The 22,172-nt window shown below is 37.5% G+C and carries 20 protein-coding genes; 2 read left to right on the top strand and 18 right to left on the bottom strand.

The window, feature by feature from the left end; translation table 11 throughout:
- Window positions 1-21: 21 nt before the first annotated feature.
- From IGK01_RS06295 to IGK01_RS06235, 13 genes are all read right to left on the bottom strand, one after another.
- The gene (locus tag IGK01_RS06295) at window positions 22-1,482 is read right to left on the bottom strand and encodes an HTH domain-containing protein (protein ID WP_096081506.1); all 1,461 of its coding nucleotides are present in this window, start codon (window positions 1,480-1,482) and stop codon (window positions 22-24) included.
- A 323-nt stretch (window positions 1,483-1,805) separates the two neighbouring features.
- A complete protein-coding gene (locus IGK01_RS06290; protein WP_137072376.1) occupies window positions 1,806-3,158 on the bottom strand; it encodes a lytic polysaccharide monooxygenase in 1,353 nt (450 codons plus the stop codon).
- 261 nt (window positions 3,159-3,419) lie between these two features.
- Complete coding sequence (locus IGK01_RS06285) at window positions 3,420-4,916, bottom strand: helix-turn-helix domain-containing protein (protein ID WP_438840572.1); 1,497 nt, start codon at window positions 4,914-4,916, stop codon at window positions 3,420-3,422.
- Between the two features lie 540 nt (window positions 4,917-5,456).
- Window positions 5,457-6,032 carry a hypothetical protein gene (locus IGK01_RS06280; protein ID WP_010735561.1) on the bottom strand — a complete coding sequence of 192 codons (576 nt, stop codon included), beginning with the start codon at window positions 6,030-6,032 and terminating at the stop codon, window positions 5,457-5,459.
- Between the two features lie 472 nt (window positions 6,033-6,504).
- Window positions 6,505-7,170, bottom strand: a complete 666-nt coding sequence (gene nth, locus IGK01_RS06275; RefSeq protein ID WP_438840571.1) for an endonuclease III — start codon at window positions 7,168-7,170, stop codon at window positions 6,505-6,507.
- A gap of 1 nt (window position 7,171) precedes the next feature.
- Window positions 7,172-7,876, bottom strand: a complete 705-nt coding sequence (locus IGK01_RS06270) for a DnaD domain-containing protein (RefSeq protein WP_010735563.1) — start codon at window positions 7,874-7,876, stop codon at window positions 7,172-7,174.
- A 237-nt stretch (window positions 7,877-8,113) separates the two neighbouring features.
- Window positions 8,114-8,404: a DUF5960 family protein gene (locus tag IGK01_RS06265; protein ID WP_023519579.1), complete on the bottom strand. Its 291-nt coding sequence runs from the start codon at window positions 8,402-8,404 to the stop codon at window positions 8,114-8,116.
- A 260-nt stretch (window positions 8,405-8,664) separates the two neighbouring features.
- On the bottom strand, window positions 8,665-10,017 hold the full coding sequence (locus tag IGK01_RS06260; protein WP_010735565.1) for an NADH oxidase: 1,353 nt from the start codon (window positions 10,015-10,017) through the stop codon (window positions 8,665-8,667).
- Window positions 10,018-10,390: 373 nt separating this feature from the next.
- Window positions 10,391-10,816 carry a Fur family transcriptional regulator gene (locus IGK01_RS06255; RefSeq protein WP_019724202.1) on the bottom strand — a complete coding sequence of 142 codons (426 nt, stop codon included), beginning with the start codon at window positions 10,814-10,816 and terminating at the stop codon, window positions 10,391-10,393.
- A 182-nt stretch (window positions 10,817-10,998) separates the two neighbouring features.
- Window positions 10,999-11,925 (bottom strand): cysteine synthase A, encoded by a 927-nt coding sequence (gene cysK / locus IGK01_RS06250; protein WP_010735567.1) that lies wholly within the window; start codon window positions 11,923-11,925, stop codon window positions 10,999-11,001.
- Between the two features lie 133 nt (window positions 11,926-12,058).
- Window positions 12,059-12,928 (bottom strand): glucosaminidase domain-containing protein, encoded by an 870-nt coding sequence (locus IGK01_RS06245; protein ID WP_019724201.1) that lies wholly within the window; start codon window positions 12,926-12,928, stop codon window positions 12,059-12,061.
- A 257-nt stretch (window positions 12,929-13,185) separates the two neighbouring features.
- Window positions 13,186-15,180, bottom strand: coding sequence for a transketolase (gene tkt, locus IGK01_RS06240; RefSeq protein ID WP_244062920.1), 1,995 nt, complete (start codon window positions 15,178-15,180; stop codon window positions 13,186-13,188).
- Window positions 15,181-15,278: 98 nt separating this feature from the next.
- Entirely contained in the window at window positions 15,279-15,530 is a 252-nt protein-coding gene (locus IGK01_RS06235; protein WP_010735570.1) for a DUF896 family protein, read from the bottom strand.
- 151 nt (window positions 15,531-15,681) lie between these two features.
- Here IGK01_RS06235 and lexA point away from each other — a divergent pair, with 151 nt between their 5' ends.
- Together lexA and IGK01_RS06225 are read left to right on the top strand one after the other, a co-directional pair.
- On the top strand, window positions 15,682-16,305 hold the full coding sequence (gene lexA, locus IGK01_RS06230) for a transcriptional repressor LexA (protein ID WP_010735571.1): 624 nt from the start codon (window positions 15,682-15,684) through the stop codon (window positions 16,303-16,305).
- Window positions 16,306-16,481: 176 nt separating this feature from the next.
- Complete coding sequence (locus tag IGK01_RS06225) at window positions 16,482-16,700, top strand: hypothetical protein (protein ID WP_023519576.1); 219 nt, start codon at window positions 16,482-16,484, stop codon at window positions 16,698-16,700.
- A gap of 204 nt (window positions 16,701-16,904) precedes the next feature.
- Here IGK01_RS06225 and IGK01_RS06220 read toward each other — a convergent pair whose 3' ends face one another.
- The 5 genes from IGK01_RS06220 to rnz all read right to left on the bottom strand — a co-directional run bounded on the left by IGK01_RS06220 (window position 16,905) and on the right by rnz (window position 22,134).
- Window positions 16,905-17,417, bottom strand: a complete 513-nt coding sequence (locus tag IGK01_RS06220) for an adenine phosphoribosyltransferase (protein ID WP_010735573.1) — start codon at window positions 17,415-17,417, stop codon at window positions 16,905-16,907.
- 14 nt (window positions 17,418-17,431) lie between these two features.
- Window positions 17,432-19,729 (bottom strand): single-stranded-DNA-specific exonuclease RecJ, encoded by a 2,298-nt coding sequence (recJ, locus tag IGK01_RS06215; RefSeq protein WP_438840570.1) that lies wholly within the window; start codon window positions 19,727-19,729, stop codon window positions 17,432-17,434.
- Window positions 19,730-19,963: 234 nt separating this feature from the next.
- Window positions 19,964-20,398, bottom strand: a complete 435-nt coding sequence (locus IGK01_RS06210) for a lipopolysaccharide assembly protein LapA domain-containing protein (protein ID WP_438840569.1) — start codon at window positions 20,396-20,398, stop codon at window positions 19,964-19,966.
- A gap of 9 nt (window positions 20,399-20,407) precedes the next feature.
- Complete coding sequence (locus tag IGK01_RS06205) at window positions 20,408-21,196, bottom strand: SDR family NAD(P)-dependent oxidoreductase (RefSeq protein ID WP_029594283.1); 789 nt, start codon at window positions 21,194-21,196, stop codon at window positions 20,408-20,410.
- Entirely contained in the window at window positions 21,193-22,134 is a 942-nt protein-coding gene (rnz, locus tag IGK01_RS06200; RefSeq protein ID WP_438840568.1) for a ribonuclease Z, read from the bottom strand. The genes IGK01_RS06205 and rnz overlap by 4 nt, the downstream gene beginning before the upstream one ends.
- Window positions 22,135-22,172 lie beyond the last annotated feature (38 nt).

Below are 22,172 nucleotides of genomic sequence, written 5' to 3'. Positions count from 1 at the left end.
CGACATAAGTTATCTTTTTTATTATCTAAAATCCGTAACAAGCAAATCTGAAACGACGTCCATCGTTCGATCAATATCTGCTTTTTCTGGTAGATAAAACATTTTGGTTTTATCCCCAACTTGATACGGAAATGGTAGAATATTTGTCACTAAGATATCTACATCAAGTGGATTTTCAATGGTTTCCAATTGTTCCTGGTACATGATACTTGCTCTGGTGTGTAGATATCTTTCAATAATTTCATTTAATGCAAAATCCGTTAAAAATCCTCGTTTCAATGCAACAACAACTGTACTTAAAACTTCACATGCCTTGTTCGTATATAAGAAAAGTAATAAGTCAGAAGTAAATGACGAAGCACATCTTTTTTGAAGGAAATTCTTTTGGATCGCTTTATTTTTTTTGATGACTGTATTCATTTCTTTATATAGTCGCCGGTTGATTGAATCAATCAACATCGCCGATTCTTCATCGTTATATGAAAAATCAATTTCAAGTTCCTGTTTGATTTTCTCTTGAAATAAAAAGCAATTGACAATTGAATACAGTTGCTCATTATCAACTTGGATCCGATTCCCGAGAACACTCTTGAGATCTAAAACTAAATGTTTGACTGTCTCGGAAAAACCAAAGTATTCTGCAAATCCTTTATTGTGTTTTTCTATCTCTGTGTAATAACATTCATGTAAATGGATCATACAAGCTATAAAACAACATTCTTCAAAAATGACTTCTTTAGAATAGGTCTTGAAACAATCTAATTGAATAAATTCAACGAATAATTGATTCGTTAAGGGATTGTTTCTAAACCAATCTAACAATCGCGACTGGATATATAATTTATCTTTTCCAAACCGGATAAAAGTTAAAGCAAGTATTTTCTTTGTGATTGATTGGGAAACATCCGAACATAACGCCAAAACGATTTTGGTTATTTCTTCCATTTCATTTTTATAGGGGCAATAATCTTCGATCTCTAGATAAGCTGATTTAATGTAAAGATCAATAAACAGTTTTCTGATTCTGATCTCCTTCCCTAAAAATTCAACCGGTGAAAGTTTTAAATTCAAACCATATTGATGGCAGATTTTCTTTAGCTTTCGCATTTTTTGGATCACTGTTTTCTCACAGTAATGTAATTCCCAGCTCCAATCGATCACCTGCTTCAGTTCACCTGTAAGGATACTTGTTGTCACTTTTACTAAGTCTTCATTCATGTAATAAGATTTTTTTTTCTCGAATAATTTAAAATGGTTCAATACAAACATGCTGACCCCTTTATAGGAAGTCAATATTTCAATTGTGTCGGAAAATTCATCTTGAATCGTTTTTAAATCATTGGTAATCGTTCTTCTAGTTACTTTGAGACTTTTTGCAAGATATTGAACGGTCACATTTTTTCTTCTTTCTAAAGTATTCAAGATAAATACGACACGTTTTTTGTAATCATTCGATATTAATCGTTCAAGAATCTCTTCCACTTACCTTCCCCCTTTCACATAACAACTTCACTATAAACAATCTGTTTTTTTATTTCGAGGTATTGTATTTCCCGACTTAGAGAAAAAAATTCTTTAGAAGACGAAGTTTTTTTAAAGTTTTTTTATAGATTTCAGATTCGAGAGATAACAATAAAAAAGAGACTATACAAATTGTATAGCCTCTTTAAGGCGTAATTAATAACACTAATCCACTATTTTTATTTATCTACAATAAATGGCCCTCTGAGATTTTAAGCTTTCTATAAAAAAGTTATTCTATTGGAATCCTAAATTAATTCAAAAGACTAAAAGACTTTTAAAAGTTATTTAATTCTAAATAAACTAGCGGCACTATCTGGCGCCCAAGATGGGTCCCCATAATTATCATGAGTAACTAGTGTCGTATAAAGTTTTCCCTCATGAAAAATAATTTCATCCTTAGTATATCTCACAGGATTAAACAAACTTCCTAACTCAAATTGACGATGTTCACTTGGTGGTGCAATTTCATTTGTTTTTGTTGAAATCACTAAGCGATTGCTTGCCTCTGATCGAATAGAATCATTGCTCACTGCTTTGATCGTATACGTATACTGAGCCCCCGCATTCAACCCAGTATCTAGATAAGTGGTATTTGCAGTTTTACCAACTAATTGGCCATCTCTATAGATTTCATATGTTTTGATTCCTGCAGAGTGGCTCGAAGGATTCCACATCAATGAGATTGAGTTCATCGTTTCCCCCATTGAATGTAAGTTACCTGGTCTTGTTGGCACTTCTACTTCGTTATCTGCTAACGTTGTTACCTGAAGCGCATCACTTTTTTCAGATACTTGTCCGGTAAACGATACTGCTTCGATTTCGTACTTATACGTGGTATTTGCTGTTAATTGATTATCTTGATAGTTGTTCGCAGAAGTTGTAGTAATCAGTTGACCATCACGATACACATTGTATTTTTCAACAGCTGCTTGTGCATCCCAAGAAAGTGAGACTGACTGTTTTGTCGTATTCACTGCTCTGACATTCGTTGGTTTATTTGGTACGACTGGTATTGCTCCATTACTCTTGATATTCGCATCAATCACATTGTAAAAAGCATTCGCAGTATCACTAATATCCCAAATTGCTAAAATAACGTGATACCCCATTCGGTCTTCTGGAATATTGACTGTGTGCGTTGCGCTAATATTCGCAGAAGATTGTCCGCCACCATCGATTTCCGATAATAACTCTAGATCCTCTCTCGCAAGTGGTTTGTTTTGATCCCAACCATTTTTCGTGATGTAGTAATGATATTTCGCGGTCCGGTGATTTGCCGTAAAATGCCAAGTGAAATTATTAGGACCAGTACTGATATCTTGCTTTGTCCATAAAGTTGCTGTTTGTTGATCTAACTCAAAACCTAATGCACCATTTGCAGAAGCAATTCGTCCATCCGCTGGTCCTGCTGCTGGGAAGCCTTTCAATGCTTCTAAAGATTGTGGCTCATTGATCACTGCCCCATATTTCTGAAATGCTGCAGTCCAGTTGGTGCGAGCATCTAATGACCCTTGGTATCCTCGACTAATTGGTTCCCTTACATACCCATGTGCAGAAACATCTTTTGTCGCACCAAAAATTATTCCTCCTAGACTTAAAACCAAAACAACACTACCCAATAATCTTTTTTTCATATCATACCTTCCTTCCAATATTTTTTTGTTACATTATTTTTATAACATAATAACTTATTTAAAAATAGCACGCTTTTATTGTTCAATAAATCACAAATTAACATATAAAATAAACACAAACCTTTATAAATAAGTGTTTATTTATTGTGAAAATCAAAACTATTATTCATTTATTGTTCATTTAAACCAAGAGATGATAAACAGATTTAGCAAATAACTTCGATTTGTCATATCTGATTATGTTATTTAGTCAATCGGTGGTCAAAATTTGTACGTATTTACGATGACTTTATTAAAATACGATCCCAACCTCGTCCATGAATCCTTATCTGAGATATGCTTAAAATAAAATAAATCTTTATCTTCGTATCCATGGGTATCCGAAATAACGATATCAGCATGATCATACGATTCTACGATTTTTATTCGTTTATTATTGTAGTAATGAGTAATAACATTTTCGACTATATTTTTAGATTCTGGAAGGTTAAAAAATTCCACATAAACTTTATGTTCAGATTTAAGACTGTTGGAGGCCAAGCTTCCTAAGATGACTTGCACAAAACTATTTTTGATGTGATGGTAAGAAGGCTCATTTTGGTAAGATTTTAAGTTTTTATCGATGCAACGCTCTATATAGGCTCCATAACGATTTGTTGGTAATGCATCATGATATATAGGCATAAATTTATATAATTCCAAATGATGGATAGTGACTAATTTGTTTGTCAAATAATAGAGTAGTTGGTAAAAAATCGTTTCTGGTATATGAAAGTAATCAATCATGCACGTGAGTAATTTTTTACATTTGGTGACGATTGAATTCTTCTTTAGCTCCCCTAGCTTTCTTCCCAGTTCTTCTTTTTCTTCTTTCTTATTTAAATCTTGTGCAAAATAGTTGGATAGAAAGGCGAAATGGATACATTCATTTCGTGCATTTGTGCCATCTATCATCTTTTTGACAGTCAGCTTTTCTAAACACGCATCCATCTCCTCCTTATAGACTGTTTCTCCCAGCTCCACGAGTTCTGAGGATAGATCCTGGATTTGGTACCCATTTTTCAATGATATCAAACTAACCGCTAATAAATAGTTGATACGCTTTTTCCCTAGCGGAGATAACTTTTGGTAATGATCAAAGTTGATGGATAAGCGTAAGTTGATTACTTCTTCTTGTGTAATCGTTTTGAACAACCAATAGTTTCCTTTTGAAATGACTGCAATTCCCAGATAATGCAACATACGTATAGTAGATTCACTACCTGTTAACTCAATCAATGTTTCATTGACCTTCATCAATCGAATATCAATTTTTAGTAATTGAAACAATTCTTTCAACTTTCCTAAAAGTTTGTATACATGTGACTCACTATAGATTAGATATTTTGCGATATCTGAAACACTGAATTTCCTTTTTTCCAACACATATAACAATGTCTGATACAAATTTGACTCTGCAAAATATCTTTCTTGAAAAATATTGATCAATTCGAGATATTCCGTATCGGTTAGTTGTGGCATACAGCGCAATTCATCTTTATCTATAATCAAAGAGGTGTGCGTTTTTTTTGAAATTTCACTTTCATCATACTCTCTCATCAAATTTTGAAGTATCTTCCTTGCTTGTCTTTTTGTTAGATCCATTTCATCTTCCAGCTTTTTTATTGAGACTGCTCCATGTTTCATTTCTTTTAATACCTTCATTTGTAAAAATTGTGTTTTTGTAATGAATAATAATATTAATTTATCTGGCAGCATATTTATTTTCTCCTCAATCTATAGTTGAAATGTAAAAATTCAAATAGTATAACATCACCTCAATCTTTTTCTGTCATTTTTAAATAGCAAAAATATTCTTACTATTTAGAAAACAAAAGATACTTGTTGTTTTATAGTAATTATTTGACATGAAAACAGAGTAAAATTTCGTTCTCTTTAAAGATAACCTAAAATAACTATTATAAAAATACAAGTACAATCTAATGTTAGAATATTTATGCGTAAAATTCCAATAATTATATTCTTGAATTTATTTTATACCAATAAATTTAAAAGAAATTTATTGATTTTTTACATACGATACCTAGCAAAAAAAACTGAAGAACCAATGAGTTACCTCGTTTGATCCTCCAATTGTTTTACAAATATTGTTTAAAATCATTTCAGTTGGTGCCTATAATTTATTTCGATGATTCGTTTGACTACCCTACATTATGTATCACTCTTACATGGTGGAAGCGTTAGAAGATCAAGCAGGATAGTCAGCCATTTTTGTTGATTTAGCCATACATCTTTTTCTTATCCGAATGGCACACTTGAGTGATGTAACTGGATTTTCAAGTCGCCATCCTCATCCATGATATAACCAAATGTGTATTCAACTTTGACTTCTTGGTTGGTCTCCCCTGAAGTAAAGTAATATACACCTGAAGAAATCGCTGTATCACCGTTCAAGATCGTATCGTGATTATCAAAGCGGATATCTGTCCAAGGCTCTAAGGCAAATCCACCATCTTCTGCGATGTCCCCACCAACAAAATAAGATAGTGCTTCATCTTTTGTTCCACGAAATGGTACTTCCGCAGCTTTCGTTGGTTTGAAGAGCACTTGACCGTCATCGTAAGCATATAGATTTTCCAGTGTCTCAAGCGCTTTTTCTTCGGCTTTTTCGTCACTTTCCAAACTAGCTTCACCAATCGCAATAATATTCTCTGCCCATTCTTGTTGTGCTTCTTCTACATCCGAAAGAGTAATGACCGGTGTTTCCTTCTGTGTCTCATTTGTTGTACTAGTTGAGTCTTCTCCTTGGGCAGATGTAGCGCATCCCGCCATCGTTAAAACTAAAGTTGATAAAAGCAATGTTTTTTTAATCATATAATTCCTCCTCTATAATTAAATTCTAACAGAAAACTCTTTTATTTAAAACTAAAAATATAACATACTTAAAACAAAATAAATAAATTAAATGTGTTATAATTGCCTAATTCAAACATACATATTTTATAAAAACATCATAATAAAATAACTGATTTATTTTATTATCCTGATAATCCTTTATTATTTATTTCGTCGAAATAATTCTCGTTTGTATCATTCAGCAAATTTGCTCGTAATGTTATAAACAATTATTTATTCTTTTACTCTCATGTGTTTTTCTCAACATTTTTTTCTTTACAAAAAAAAGTGGGATTTTCCTCCGCTCACATATTCAAAAATCGAATAAATGGCAAGAATAAAAGTAACTAATTCAGAAATAAGGCACCATCCACAAAAATTGGACGAACAATTTTCGTGGATGGTGCCTTATTGATTGAGGCTAAACACTTCTGTCATGACCTCTTCTTTCTTATTTTAAGTGTTTGTTTGCAGGATTTTTCATTCGCATTTTGCCATCCTGGCACATATCCAGTAAAGGACATACTTCACAGTGGGGACTTCTAGCAGTACAGTGATACCGTCCAAAGAAAATCAATGTATGATGCGTTTTTACCCATAAATTTTCCGGCACCTTTTTCATCAATGTTTGTTCAACTTCTTGTACTGACGCATCCAATTTACAGATTCTTAGTCGTTTCGTCACACGTTCTACGTGAGTATCAACTGCTATAGCTGGCACCCCAAATGCATCCCCAAGCACCACATTTGCTGTTTTTCTACCCACACCAGGTAATGAGACCAACTCTTCTCTTGTCTGAGGGACCTGTCCTTCAAAATGATCAATCAGCTGTTGCGCACATGCTTTAATGTTTTTCGCTTTATTCCGATACAATCCAATTGTTTTTATTTTAGGAATGATCTCTTCTAGTGGGGCTTTAGCTAACGCCTCAGGAGTTGGAAAAGCCTGAAATAGAGCAGGTGTTGCCTTATTGACCGAAACATCTGTCGCTTGTGCACTTAAAATGACGGCAATCAATAATTCATAAGGATTCTTATGTTGTAATTCTCCATGCGCTTCTGGAAACATCTCATACATTTTCTCAAAAGCTTCCATTGTACGTTGTTTACCTAACATATTACTCCCATTCTTCCAGCCAATTCTTTAATGATACTTTTGGCAGCTCTTCTTGTTGGGCTGGCTGATCGATTTCTTTTTGAAGCAGTTGCTGCTTTCTGCGTTTTTGATCTTCTTCTACTTGCTGTTTGGTTTTTAAATTTTTCCGTTCCCAAGATAATAAGATACGGTCGATATAATTGAAACTATACGCTTGGTTCAATACAGCCTCCCGTAAAGCTAATTTCAAAATCTCCGGATGATAATGGTCCTCTTCCAACCACTGTCCGATCCGTTGGAATTCAATAGAGGATAAGGGCCGTCCAAACTCTTGTTCAAATAATTGATAGACTGAACGTGTCGTTTTTTCTTGGACTTCTTCTTCTTGCTTTAGAGAGTCTTTTTCTAATAATCTTTCTAAATGCACATACGTTGGTGTCAAATCATAGCGATCCGCTTTACGTCCATCAATAAGTGTAGTTTCGATCGCTATGAAATGACCACTGACCAATCGATTCAAAATTTGAAAAACTTTTTCTTGCTTAACGCCCATATTCTGGGAAATATTCATCAGATCCGGGAATGAATCTCCTTCTGATTGTGCCATATGCAACTGTAATATAAATAAAAATTCATCTGCTTGTAAGCCGATACGATGATAATTTTTAAGCAAAAGATTGGAAACGATCGTTTGACCAGCTTTTAAATAGTTTTCTAAATTCAACATTATTATCCCTCTCTTTAAAATTAGTATACGTAAAAACAAGAATTGAAGCAAGAAAGGATTGGTTGAATTTTTTTAAAATGTTTTAGTGGTTTTTATATTTAGTTTTCACTTTTCGGAATATATGTATGCTAGAAAAAAAGGCTGCTTGTATTAGTATATGCTCTCCTCTATGAAAAGGTCTAATATCTAATCTACAAGCAGCTTAGAGAATGACGCTCACGCTCGATAGAACGTTTATTATTGTACTTCGTCATCCGTTCGTAGCTCGTATGGTTGTCCTTCATACGTATACTCTGTATTCAATGTTCCATCATTTTCATCGGTATAGATCCGTCGACTAAACGGAAATTGATGGTCCTCACCATCTGTTGTCTCATCTCCAGATAAAACGAATTCTTCTGCTTGAGTTTCATTTAATTGATTGATCACTTCTTCTGCTAAAGAATCGATATCGATCGTTTCATTCCCTGTCACTTTTTTATAATCTTCAATAAAATTATCCTGTTGTACAAAATATTCTTTTTCCATAATGATCCTCCTCTAGTCCAACTCACTACATCTGCTTTGTTGGAAATTAATTACATCTATTATTTTGACAAAAAAAACAAAGGAAAACAACTAATTGCAACTGGTGAAGTCTGCAACAAACCATTCCTGTCTCGTGAGAAATAAAACAAAAAGTGTCAATAAAAAATTTTGACCTTTAAATAGCCAGTTGAGTTCCAAAAAAAAGAACCAACTGGAAACAATATTGCTTCCAGATGGCTCGTCTATGACGCTTTGACCAATTATTGAGCTGTCTCGATTTCTCCTAGAGCTGCTTGTGCAAGAAGATTCAAGTAGTTCCAAGGACGGTCAAAATGAGGTTGGAAGAAGAAGTCAGAAAGAGCTAAGTCTTCAACAGTCATTTTATTTTGAACCGCTAATGACATCGTATTAGCAGATTGAGTGATGTCGTATTTAGACATGAATTGTGCGCCTACGATACGATTTGTTCCTTTTTCATATACTAATTCCATCATGACTTTTTCAGTCGTTGGCATGAATTCTGGACGATAGTTATCTTCAAATAGTGTTGCTTGGACATCCAAGTTATTCATTGGGGCACTTTCTGTTGTTACACCTGTTGAACCGATCGTCCAACCGAATAAGTACAAACCAGAAGTTCCTTGTGTTCCACGATAAGCCATTTTTTGCTCTGTTAAATTGTTTCCTACTAACAATCCTTGACGGACTGCATTTGTTGCTAAAGGAATGTAGTTTTGCGTACCACTTGGGTTATAATTGACAACTGCTGAATCGCCCGCTGCAAAAATATCTGGATTGCTTGTTTGCATGTACTCATTTACTTTGATTGCGCCGTTTGGCAATGTTTCTACTTTACCTTCTACTAATTTTGTATTTGGTCTGAAACCAACACACAAAATAACCATGTCCGCATCAAATGTTTGGCTAGCTGTAGTTACTTGTTTTACTTTACCATTCTCATCTGGAATGAACTCAGAAACGTTTTCACCTAAAGCTAAAGTAACTCCACGATCAACCAATTCTTTTTCTAACACATCCGTAAATGGTTTATCAAGATATTTATTCAAGATACGATCTAAACCATCGATCAATGTCACTTCTTTGCCAGACTCGACAAACGCTTCGACTAATTCGATCCCAATATAACCACCACCAACGATCACTACTTTCTTCGCTTCTTCTGCTTTAGCAATGATTTCGTTTGCTTGATTATAGTTTTTACATAAAAGAATATTTTCAGATTCGATCCCTTTGATTGGCGGGATGATTGGCCATGAACCAGTAGTCATTACTAATTTGTCATAAGAAACTGTTTCAGTTTCGCCAGTTTTTAAATCTTTCGCTGTGACTTGTTTGTTTTCTGTGTCAACATCAGTGACATCATGTTCCATTTTCACTTTCGCACCTAACGAAGCTAACTCTTCAGGGTTTGAATAGAACAAGCCTGCTGGGTCTTTCACGACGCCTCCAACATACAATGCGATCCCACAAGATAAAAATGAAACATTGTCGTTACGTTCATAAACTGTAACATCTGCTTCTGGGTTGTTTTTTAAGATGCTTTTTACTGCTGCTGTTCCTGCATGGGTACAGCCGATTACTACTACTTTCATGTGTGTCCCTCCGATAAACGATTTGTCCTTTAACAATTTTTACTATAGCAAAATTAAAACGTATCCAACAGTTTTATGCTTGTGAATTCACAAGTGCTTACTTATCATATTTTGCGCATTTTCGATTTAAAACGCTGATAAACAAACGTTCTTTTTGTGATGTTTTAAACTAACACCTCTATGCTTGTGAATGAATACGAAATCGCATAAAAAATCGCATAAATATTTTCACCTTTCTTAAAACTGTTAGTGTGTTTTCCTCTTAGTTTCATAGGAGTAGGTATTCCATGTTTTTCTACACGTCACAAATAAAAGACAAAAAAACATCAACAAAGTCATTTGACCTTATCGATGTTTCAGATGTTCGCACGATTTATTTTTTGCAATTCGGACATAGCCCATATAATTCTAAACGATGATCATGGATTTCAAAATCAGTTAAGCGCCCCGCCGCCATTTCAATATCTTCTAGCCCTGGATAATGAAAATCGACGATCGTCTCACAATTTTGGCAAATCACATGATAATGTCTTTGTGAACTAAAATCAAATCGGCTTGATGCATCACCATATTTCATTTCTTGAACAAACCCGATCGATGTGAACAATCGTAAATTATTGTAAACTGTAGCAACACTCATATTAGGAAAGCGATGCTCAAGCGCCTTGTAGATTTCATCTGCAGTTGGATGCGAACGATGCTCAATCAGATACTCTAAAACTGCGTATCTTTGCGGCGTAATCCGAATATTTTCTTTTTTCAGCTGCTCGATCGCCGCTTCTACTTTTTTATTTTCCATATAAACAAAACCCCACCTTATTGTTCTTTTATTATCATACTATTTTTATTTTTTTAAATCTACATATTATGGAAAGAAAAAGAAAAGAATTTTATAATTTTGCCTATTTTATGCAAAAAAAGTGTAAAATAACAGATGTTTCACCATTATTTCACACTTTTTATTCAGATTTTCACGTAGACTTACATATCCTGATACAAAGGAGTAGACAAATAACGTTCTCCGTTATCAGGAATAATCGCAAGAACTTTTTTTCCAGCACCTAGTTCTTTAGCTACATTAAGTGCAGCTTCAACTGCAGCTCCTCCAGAAACACCCACTAAGATACCTTCTTCTTGCCCCATACGGCGAGCTGTGATCATTGCTTGCTCACTAGATACTGATAAGACTTGATCATATACATTCGTATCTAACGTATCCGGAACAAACCCTGTTCCGATGCCTTGGATTTTGTGTGGACCAGGTTCTTTTCCTTCTAAAACGGCAGATTCGGCTGGTTCAACCCCAACGATCTTAAGCGCTGGATTGATCCGTTTTAATTCGTGTCCCGCACCGGTGATCGTTCCACCAGTACCGATTCCTGCGACAAACGCATCCAACCCATTCACACCAAACGCCGCTTGGATTTCTGGACCAGTCGTTTTTTCATGAACTAATGGATTAGCTGGGTTTTCAAATTGCAGAGGCAAGAAATACCCATTTTCTTCAGCCAGACGTTTTGCTTCTTTGATTGAACCACTGATGCCTTCTGTCCCTGGAGTCAAAATTAGTTCTGCTCCGTAGCCCTTCATCAATAAGCGACGCTCGATACTCATCGTTTCAGGCATGACAAGTTTCACATGATATCCTTTTGCTACACCGACCATCGCTAAACCAATACCAGTGTTCCCTGAAGTTGGTTCAATGATTGTATCACCCGGTTTCAATATTCCATCATGTTCTGCTTTTTCAATCATATTCAAGGCAATACGGTCTTTCACGCTTCCACCTGGATTGAAGAATTCCAATTTAACAAAAACATCCGCAGCTCCTTCTGGAACCATCTTATTTAATCGAACGATAGGTGTTTTACCGATCAATTCTGTGATCGACTGATAAATCTGTGTCATGTTTTTTCCCCCTTCATTTGCTTCTCTATTAATCATAATACAAAAGAGGTACTTCTGCGAGTGATTCTTACTGGAGAAGCAAAAAATAGAGGCATATCCAATGATATGCCTCTATTTTTAAGTTGATATAAAGTTAGACATTGATTTCTTGTCCAACCAATAATGAATAATTTGACATCGTCATGCCATTTTTTGCCATCAGATCATCGACGGACATACCAAATTTTTGAGCAATATCCCAAAGTGTATCTCCAGAGACGACAGTATAAGTTTGGTTACTACTTGTCGTAGTCGTTGTAGAGGTTGTCGTACTGGTCGTTGTGGTACTTGTCGTACTAGTTGTTGTTGAACCAGTTGATGGTGTATCAAAGCGAGTCAGATTATATGTGCTGATCAATTCATTTAATTTGTATGCGTAATTAGGATCTGTTGCATAACGTCCAGTTAAATAAGCTGTTGCATCATAATAGCTGGTTGTATTACTTTTCCATACACCTGAATAATGATAATCGCCTGTCGAAAAACTAGTAGATCGTAAAACATTCGCATGATCTTGGAATGATTCCCAATAAGATGAATAGCGACGGAAAGGTTCGTTCATCGTTACCCATTGACCATTCAAATATTCTTGCGTATTCATATATACCACAGATTGACCTGCGCTACCTTTGACTCCAAATAAGTTGTAATATGGTGCACTTGATAATCCAGATGTACCATAAGCACTTTCAAGTAATGCTTGTGCAATCATGACAGATGCATATAAGTCATTGCTTGCTGCAACTTCAGAAGCAGCCCATCCGATTTGATTGATAAATGCTTGCGGATCGGCAGAAGATGCGACATCTAACTCATCCGCACGTACAGTTTGTGGTGTTGCTGTGACCAACATTGGCCCAACTAATAGGCTTGTCCCCACTAAAGGTGCAATGGCTTTTTTATTGATGGTCATTTTCCTTTTGGGCCTATGGTGTCGAGCGCTACGGGTTCTCAGCTCTTGCATTCAAATTCCTCCTCAAATGAAACAGTAAATAAAACTTCCTCTTAAACGAAACTTAATCATTTAAATTATACGTTTTATTTTATTGAAACTCAAACGAATCTTCAATTATTTACTTTTTGTAATCTTCACGTAATCAAAAAGTAACACAAAAGTAACGACAATTATCCCTTTTTACTAATTTGTACCTAAAAAAATAGAAAATTGGAGGCTTGGAAAAAATCTCCAAGCACTCCAATCGAACTGCTTTCAGTATTTGTCTATAATTGATTGAAGACGTTAACTACATTATCTACTGTAAAACCAAATTCTTCAAGTATTTTGTTTCCAGGAGCAGAAGCACCAAAGTGATCGATCGTGATCGTTTGACCTTCAATTCCTACATAACGTTCCCATCCAAATGAAGCAGCCGCTTCAATCGCAACACGCTTCGTCACTGATTTTGGCAAGACACTTTCTTGATATTCTGCAGATTGTTGTTCAAACAAATCAAAACTTGGCATAGAAACCACTGAGACATCTTTTCCTTGTTCCGCTAATACTTTTTGCGCTTTGACCGCTAGATCCACTTCTGAACCTGTCGCGATCAAGATTCCTTCTGGTTGTTCCCCTTTAGCTGGAGACAAGACATAGGCACCTTTTTTAACCATATCATCCGCCACTTCTTTTGTTGTTGGAAGAACTGGTAGATTTTGACGACTCAAGACTAAGATCGTTGGTGTATCTGTCGATTCCATCGCAACTTTCCACGCCGCACGAGTTTCGTTCCCGTCCGCCGGACGTAAGACATGGACACCTGGCATACTTCTAACCGAAGCCAATTGTTCCACTGGCTCATGCGTCGGGCCATCTTCACCAACTGCCACAGAGTCATGGGTCAAGACGAAAATAACTGGCGTGTTTTGGATCGCTGCTAAACGCACAGCTGGTCGCAAGTAATCGACAAAGACAAAGAATGTTCCCCCATAGATCCGGGTACCACCATGCAATTGGATCCCGTTCATCGCTGATGCCATCGCAAACTCACGAACACCAAACCAAATATTGCGGCCTTCATAGTGTTCAGGCGTGAAATCTTTGTCTGCTGTCACCATCGTATTGTTTGATCCAGATAGATCGGCAGAACCACCCCAGAAGCTTGGGATCGCTTTTGATAATTCTTGGATAACTTCTTTACTTGAGACACGACTCGCTTGGCTTTCACCTTCGTCGTACGTTGGAAGTTCGGCATCCCAATTCTCTGGTAACTTCCCAGCAAAAGCATCTTCGAATTGTTGCGCTAATTCTGGATACGCTGCTTTGTATGCTGCGAACATCTCACGCCAAGCATTTTCAGCTTTTTCGCCTTCTTCAACCATTGTTTGACGGAAGCGTTCCGCCACTTCTTCTGGTACGGTAAAGTCAGGGTATTCCCAACCATAGATCTCTTTGGCTTTTTGAATGCCTTCTAAGCCAAGTGGTGCGCCGTGGACCGCAGAAGTACCTTGGTTTGGTGCACCAAATCCGATGACCGTTTTCACTTCGATCAATGTCGGTTTGTCTGTTTCGACTTTCGCTTCTTCAATTGCTTTTGAGATAGCTTCCAAATCATTGCCGTCTTTGACCAAGATATGTTGCCAACCGTAAGCTTCATAGCGTGCGCCAACATTTTCAGTGAAGGCTTTTGAGGTTGGTCCATCTAAAGAAATATCGTTTGAATCGTATAAAACGATTAATTTTCCTAATTTCATATGACCAGCCATCGAACTTGCTTCTTGAGATACGCCTTCCATCAGGTCGCCATCGCCACATAACGCATAGGTATAATGATCAACGACGTTGAATTGATCTTTGTTGTAGGTCGCTGCTAGATGCGCTTCTGCCATTGCCATCCCCACAGCCATTGCGATCCCTTGTCCTAACGGACCAGTCGTTGCTTCGACGCCGTCCGTATGGTTGACCTCAGGGTGTCCTGGTGTTTTTGACTCCCATTGACGGAATTGTTTCAAGTCATCAATCGTCACTTGGTACCCTGCTAAGTGCAACAAACTGTACAACATCGCTGAACCATGTCCCGCAGATAAGACAAAACGGTCACGGTCTGCCCAGTTTTTAGAAGTTTTCGGATTCACTTTCAAGTGTTTCGTCCAAAGGGCATAAGCCATTGGCGCGGCACCCATTGGTAACCCCGGATGTCCTGAATTTGCTTTTTGTACTGCATCGACACTCAATGTACGGATCGTATTCACACCAAGCTGATCAATTTTATCAAACAATGTAACCCCTCCTGTAATTTAGGTTTTTTTTACCTATATTTCTACTTCTAATTTTATAGTATCTCCTCTGAAAAAGCAACGACTTTTAGTTTTTTTTACTAAAACTTGCTATTTCGATCGTGGAGGCCTTTTTTCTTCTGGATTTCTTTCAATTTATCTGGTGTGACATCATTTCCATCGGGATCAACCACTTTCATCCCTTCAATATGATGTCTCATGCCAGAACGAAAGGCTGTCAGATATGCTTCTCGTAATTCCTTTTGCTCTTTGACTTCAGCTGGTGTCAATCCTTCTGCTTTTTTCTTTTTAGCTAACTGATTGATACGTTCGATTTTTTCAGGCGATAACACAACTATTCCTCCTCGCTTTTGCTTCTCCTACATCTTATATAAAAAACGAAAAAAAAACAACTACATCAATAGTCTTTAATGCGAACATTTGTTTGAAATCATGTATTTTCTATGGTACTATTTAGTTATCAAGTGAAAGAAGGTGTACCTTGTGGCCCGACAAACTGAAACAAGACAAATCGAAGTCTTACGATATATTCACGAACAAGTGACCCAAAAAGGCTATCCACCGACTGTCCGTGAGATCGGAGAAGCTGTTCAGCTTTCTTCCACATCGACAGTCCATGGTCATCTTGCCCGATTAGAGAAAAAAGGCTTTATTCAAAGAGACCCTACGAAACCACGTGCAATCGAATTGACGCAACAAGGATTATCAAAAATTGGGATTCGCCCAACGACGATCCCTGTTCTCGGCGTTGTTACTGCCGGAGAGCCGATACTAGCTGTCGAGGAAGCTTCTGACTTCTTTCCAGTCCCACCAAACCTTTCCTCAGAAGAAGGCAGTCTGTTCATGTTGACGATCCGAGGAGAAAGTATGATCAATGCTGGGATATTGGATGGCGATAATGTCATTGTCCGTAAACAAGAAACTGCACAAAATGGTGATATCGTGATTGCGATGACTGCAGAAGACGAAGCAACTTGCAAACGGTTCTATAAAGAAAGAGATCATTTCCGTTTGCAACCCGAGAATGATTTACTGGAACCGATCATTTTAGATGAGGTGTCGATCTTAGGTCGTGTCGTCGGTCTGTACCGTAGTCATATTTATTGATAAAAAAGAAAATTCAGTTATTTATTTACGAGCTTGAGATCATGATCTCAAGCTCGTCTTTTCCTCTTTTAGTAGATATCTTTGTTCTTTTTGAACTTCCCTCTTTACAAACCGAACAAAAGTTCGTATACTAATGATACGAACTTTTGTTCGCATTCTATAAAGAGGTGAAAATCATGAAATCAATGAGACGTTTTGGTTTAGTATTGATCGTTTTGTTTTTAGGTATTATTATTGGTAATTTTGGTCTACGTACAGCGCTGTTGGTTTTTGTTCCTTTGTTTACATTGTGGTTTATGTTGTGGGATGAAAAAAAATACCGTCAATCACAACGTCGTCAATCCCATGAAGACTCCTTCTATCACGAAACCTATTACAGCTCCAGGCACTCGTAAAAGTAAATAAGATCGCTTCTATGAAAAATCCGTCCAAGCAAACGATGATCGCTCGTTTGCTTTTTTTAACGACAAACTGACTACCTACTCCTTGCACACATTTGTTCCATCAATAAATTGAGGCTACTCATCCAACGAAAATCCCCTTCCGCAAACGATTCATCCGTTTGTGGAAGGGGGTTTTCTGTTCAATATTTTATTTGATTAATACTCCATCAAAGTAATCATGTCGTAGCCTTCGATTTTGTCACGACCATGCAGATCCATCAACTCGATCAAAAAGGCACAACCCACAACAACTCCGCCAAGTTCTTCGATCAATTCGATCGTTGCTTTGATCGTTCCACCTGTTGCTAATAAGTCATCACAGATCAAGACTCTTTGTCCTGGTTGAATTGCATCTTTGTGCAACGTCAAGGTATCTGTACCGTATTCAAGCCCGTAAGTGACTTCGATCGTTTCGCGAGGTAATTTTCCTTTTTTACGCACAGGAGCAAAGCCCACGCCTAATTCGTAAGCCACTGGACACCCTACGATAAATCCACGTGCTTCTGGTCCAACGACCATATCGATACGTTTTTCTTTCGCATAATCAACGATTTGCTTCGTTGCTTCACGATAAGCATCTCCATCAGCCATCAATGGCGAGATATCTCTAAATATAATTCCTTTGGACGGATAGTCAGGAATACTGGCAATATAATTTTTTAAATCCACTTTATTGTTTCCTCCTAGGTTGTTAACCATTTTTTTATTGTGGGAATGTCACTTAATAGTAAGAATTCCTCTGATTTGATTTTTTTCAATCGCTCCTGATAGCGGTCACTTGCAGTCAATAGATGACTCGCCGGATCTGCGACTTTCTCCAAAACACCATTGTTTATTGTAACAAACTTCAACTCAAAAAACACCTGTATCATAAAAATTAATAATTTTTGTGGAATTTTTAAATAGTTGGCCATTGCACCTAATTTATGTCTGATATCGATCCGTTCTTGCGCATGGATCAATTTGAAGAGTCGAGCATATTGTTCTCTTGTTCCTACACCGTTCAAGTATGCTTCATCAACAGAAATACCTAAAAAGTAAACTCGGCTAAAGGACCCAAATGATAAGATCTCTTTCAAGTCGTTCAAATCGGTTGGACAATCGATCACGACTAATGCGTTTGGGTCATTTTCCTGAATCCATGATTGAATCATTTCTTTATCTGTCCAATGAATGATGTGTTTTTGTATCGACTCATTTAGTTCTTTGATCGATGCTTCATCAAACGCTAAATAGAACGGACTTTCGATTTCATTTGCTAATGTTCGGTAACGTTTCGCCCGCCAATCAAATACTTGCAATCCTTCTACTGCAAAGTCAGAAACCATCAGCTGCGGTTTTTTGCGCCCATTCCATTCATTGATCGATAATTGTCCTACAATATCAAGCGAATCATCTACAAATTCATTTTCTTGTGGGCCAAAACCAAACGCGACAGCCTCTAATTCACTATCTTCATCCACTAAAGAAAGCTTCAAGTGCTGTTGGTTCGAACCGATTCGTTTTACATTTTCGACTGCAACCTGTTTGAATAAAAAGTTAGGTACAGGATTATCTGTTCCGAATGGTGCCAGTAATTTCAATGTAGCGATTTGTTCGACCGTTACATCCTTTGGGGAGACGATTTCATCGATCACCAACACAGGACCTTTAGACAAGTCGATTTGCTTTTCTTCTATATAGGCATTCATCCGGTCTTGTAACTCAGGGATATTTTCCGCTGGCATTGTTAATCCGACTGCTGCGTGATGGCCGCCAAAAAATGTAAACAATTCACGCATCTCATTCAGCATATCGAAAAGATTCAACGCTTCGATACTTCGACCTGATCCTTTTGCAACGGACTGGTCTTTGATGCCTAGCACGATTGTTGGTTTGCCTGTTTGATTCATGATTTTTCCTGCAACGATCCCTAGTACCCCTTCATGCCAGCCTGGATGTGCTAATAAATGGATCTGGTTCTCTTCATTGATCATCGCAAATGCTTCTGAGGTGATTTGCTCAACGATCGCTTTACGTTCTTCATTGACCGTTTGTAACTGTTCGGCTAATGTCTGAGCTTGACTTTCGTCGAATGTGGCTAGTAATTCAACCGCTGGATTAGGGTCTCCCATCCGGCCGATGGCATTCAAGCGCGGGGCAATCGAAAAACCGATCATCGTTTCATCCGCTTCATTCGTACGTACACTACTTTTCGCAAACAGTGCCTGTAAGCCTACTCGCTCGGTATGACGAATTGCCTCTAAACCTAACGCCACTAGCGTCCGATTCTCATCAGTCATAGAGACAAGGTCAGCGATTGTGCCAATTGCGACTAAATCTAAAAATTCTGCTGGTGGTTCTTCCAACAAAGCGGTCGCTACTTTAAACGCGACACCGACACCTGCTAATTCTCCAAAAGGATAATTGCCTTGTGGATGGCGGGGATGGATGATTGCATAAGCCGCCGGTAATTCACTAGGCAACTCATGATGATCTGTCACGATCACATCTACTTCCTGCTGTTGTGCATAAGCAATTGCTTCATGCCCAGCTACCCCATTATCGACAGTCACGATCAATTGAGTCCCTGCGGCTATTTTCTCTTGATAAACGGTTAGATTAGGTCCATACCCATGTTCAAATCGATTAGGTAAAAAGACTTCCACTTGGGCACCAAGCAATTCTAACGTTTCTTTCATGACGGTCGCACTGGTGATGCCATCTGCATCATAATCTCCGTAAACTAAGATTTGTTCACCATTGATCACGGCTTCTTGGATACGGCTGATTGCCTTGTCCATATCAAACATCAAATATGGATCATGCAACTTTTGCTCTTTTGGATGTAAAAACCGATGGATACTTTCTTCCTCTCGGTATCCTCTTTGCCATAGCAATTGCCCGATCAGAGGAGACAATCCTTGTTGTTTGATTATTTGGATAAAAGATTCAGAAGGTGTTGTTTCATTGACCTTCCAATCAAAATTTGCTCGTCTCACATACTCACCCCTAACTTAGTCATTATAGCAAACGTCTTCTCTAAAAAAAAGAATTTCAGAAGATTAGATTCTGACATCTCCAACTTAAATAAACCAAAGTAGACAAAACAGATTCGTTTGCCTACTTTGGTTGCCTTTTAGAAATTGAGTAATAAATCCTCTATTTGATTTTTGATACAGTGATTTCTACCACTTTATTCTATTTACTTTCAAAAAAACATCAGCTATCCATGATCAATCAAAGTAATTGACGCTTTGCTTTGGTGTTTGAGAAGGTGATTCAAAAGGTGTTTGCATTTGTTCGATCTGTATTTGCTTTGCTTGTAATTCTGCTTGATAGGCCGCTTCAAGTTCCGCACGTTCATTTCGAAATTGTCTTTGTTGTTCTTCTGTCGCCTCTTCGATTTTCTTTTGGATATCTGCTTGGTTCTCTGCTAATTCTTTTGTTAATTGTTTTAATTGTTTCTTCTGTTGCCATAGTGTCGTAAAGGCTGTTAAAAATACAATCAATGCACCAATCAATGCTGAACCAATGATCACTAGAATCAATGGCGCATTAAAAGAAGCAAATCCAAAGCTTACAGGAACATTTTGATTGTTCAATACAGCGAACACGACAATGACAAGTACAAGTAAAAAACCAACGATCACACTACCTTGCTTTTTCATTTACTTCACCTACTTTTTATTAAAAATTCCACCTGCAAAATAATCCCCAATGGTTGGGAAAAGTGCATAAAATTTAGACGCGATTTCTAGCAATACCGGCTGATTGATCTCACGTTTAGGATGCTTCATCGCTCGCACGATCGTTTGTGCTAATTTAGTTGAATCCAAAACTAAATGACCGACTTTTTCCAAATAACTACCACTTGGATCAGCCTTATCAAAAAATTCCGTTTCGATTGGTCCGGGATTTACCGTAGTGACCGCGACTCCTAGTGGCTTCAACTCTAAACGTAACGCATTTGAAAAGCCCAAAACAGCAAATTTAGTAGCAGAATAGATCGTAGATTTAGCTGTCGCCATTTTTCCTGCCATGGATGCCACATTGATGATATGTCCTTGACGTCTTTCTGCCATATCGATCGCAAATTTTTGTGTCAATACCATCATCCCCAAGACATTGACTTCGAACATATCGTAGGCTTTTCCTAAGTCAAAGGATAAGAAATCCTCAAAGATACCAAATCCAGCATTATTGACTAAGATATCAACACGACCGACCTCAGTCATCACCTTGTCGTACAATTCATCTACGCTGTCAGGATTACTAACATCTAGTTGAAACGCGTATGCTGGTTTTCCACTTAGTTCTTGACAAACCGCCTTCACTTCGCCGATTTGTTGGATTCTTCTCGCACACGTGACAACGATTGCTCCTTGTTTTGCTGCTTCATAACAGATTTGTGCACCTAAACCACCAGAGCCACCAGTGACTAAAACGACTTTATTTTCTAAATTCAACTTTTTTCCTCCTCTTGAAACGGAACATCCACAACCTCAAAATCTTTCATGACTTTTGTATTTGGAAAGATTTCTTGCGCTTCTTGTTCAAGTTCTTGTGTTGCTTTTCCTAGATATCTCGCACTGATATGGGTCAGTAATAATCTTTGGACATTTGCTTCTTTTGCCACTTCTGCGGCTTGATGAGTCGTTGAATGGAAATAATTATGGGCCATTCTCGCCTCGTTTTTATTAAACGTACTTTCATGCACCAAGACATCTGCGTTTTTTGCTAATATAACAGAATTGGTCGTTTTTCGAGTATCTCCTAAAATGGTCACGATTCGTCCTTTTTTATCTGGACCGACAAAATCGCGTCCATTGAGGAGCTGGCCATTGTCTAATTGGACCGTCTCCCCTTTTTTTAGTTTTCCATAGATGGGACCAGCTGGAATATTCAGTTCTTTAAGCTTATCCACTTGTAATTCGCCTTTGTGATCATGCTCAACGATCCGATATCCGTAGCTATCGATGCCATGGCTTAATTTTTTTGCATACACAGAAAAGTGTGCGTCTTCAAAAATAGCTTGATCTTCTGATAAATCAATAAAAACAAGGGGATAGCCTAGTTTGGTTTGAGAAATCGTCAGCGCATTGCGTACAAATGCTTCCGTTCCTTTAGGGCCATAGATTTCTAATGGTGTTTCGCCACCCTGAAAAGAGCGACTACTGATTAAACCTGGCAAACCAAAAATATGATCCCCATGGAGATGAGTGATAAATATTTTTTCTATTTTTCTTGGACGGATATTTGTTCGTAGAATCTGCATTTGCGTGCCTTCCCCACAATCAAACAACCAAATCTCATTTCGCTCGTCCAAAAGTTTCAATGCGATACTTGAGACATTTCGATGTTTAGCAGGAACCCCTGCGCCTGTACCTAAAAATTCTAGTTCCATAATTTACCTAACTTTCTATTCATTCTTATTAATTCTAG

Source organism: Enterococcus sp. AZ080, from assembly GCF_051714945.1.
Classification (GTDB): Bacteria; Bacillota; Bacilli; order Lactobacillales; family Enterococcaceae; genus Enterococcus_B; species Enterococcus_B pernyi.
This window is presented reverse-complemented; position numbering and strand designations above follow the sequence as displayed.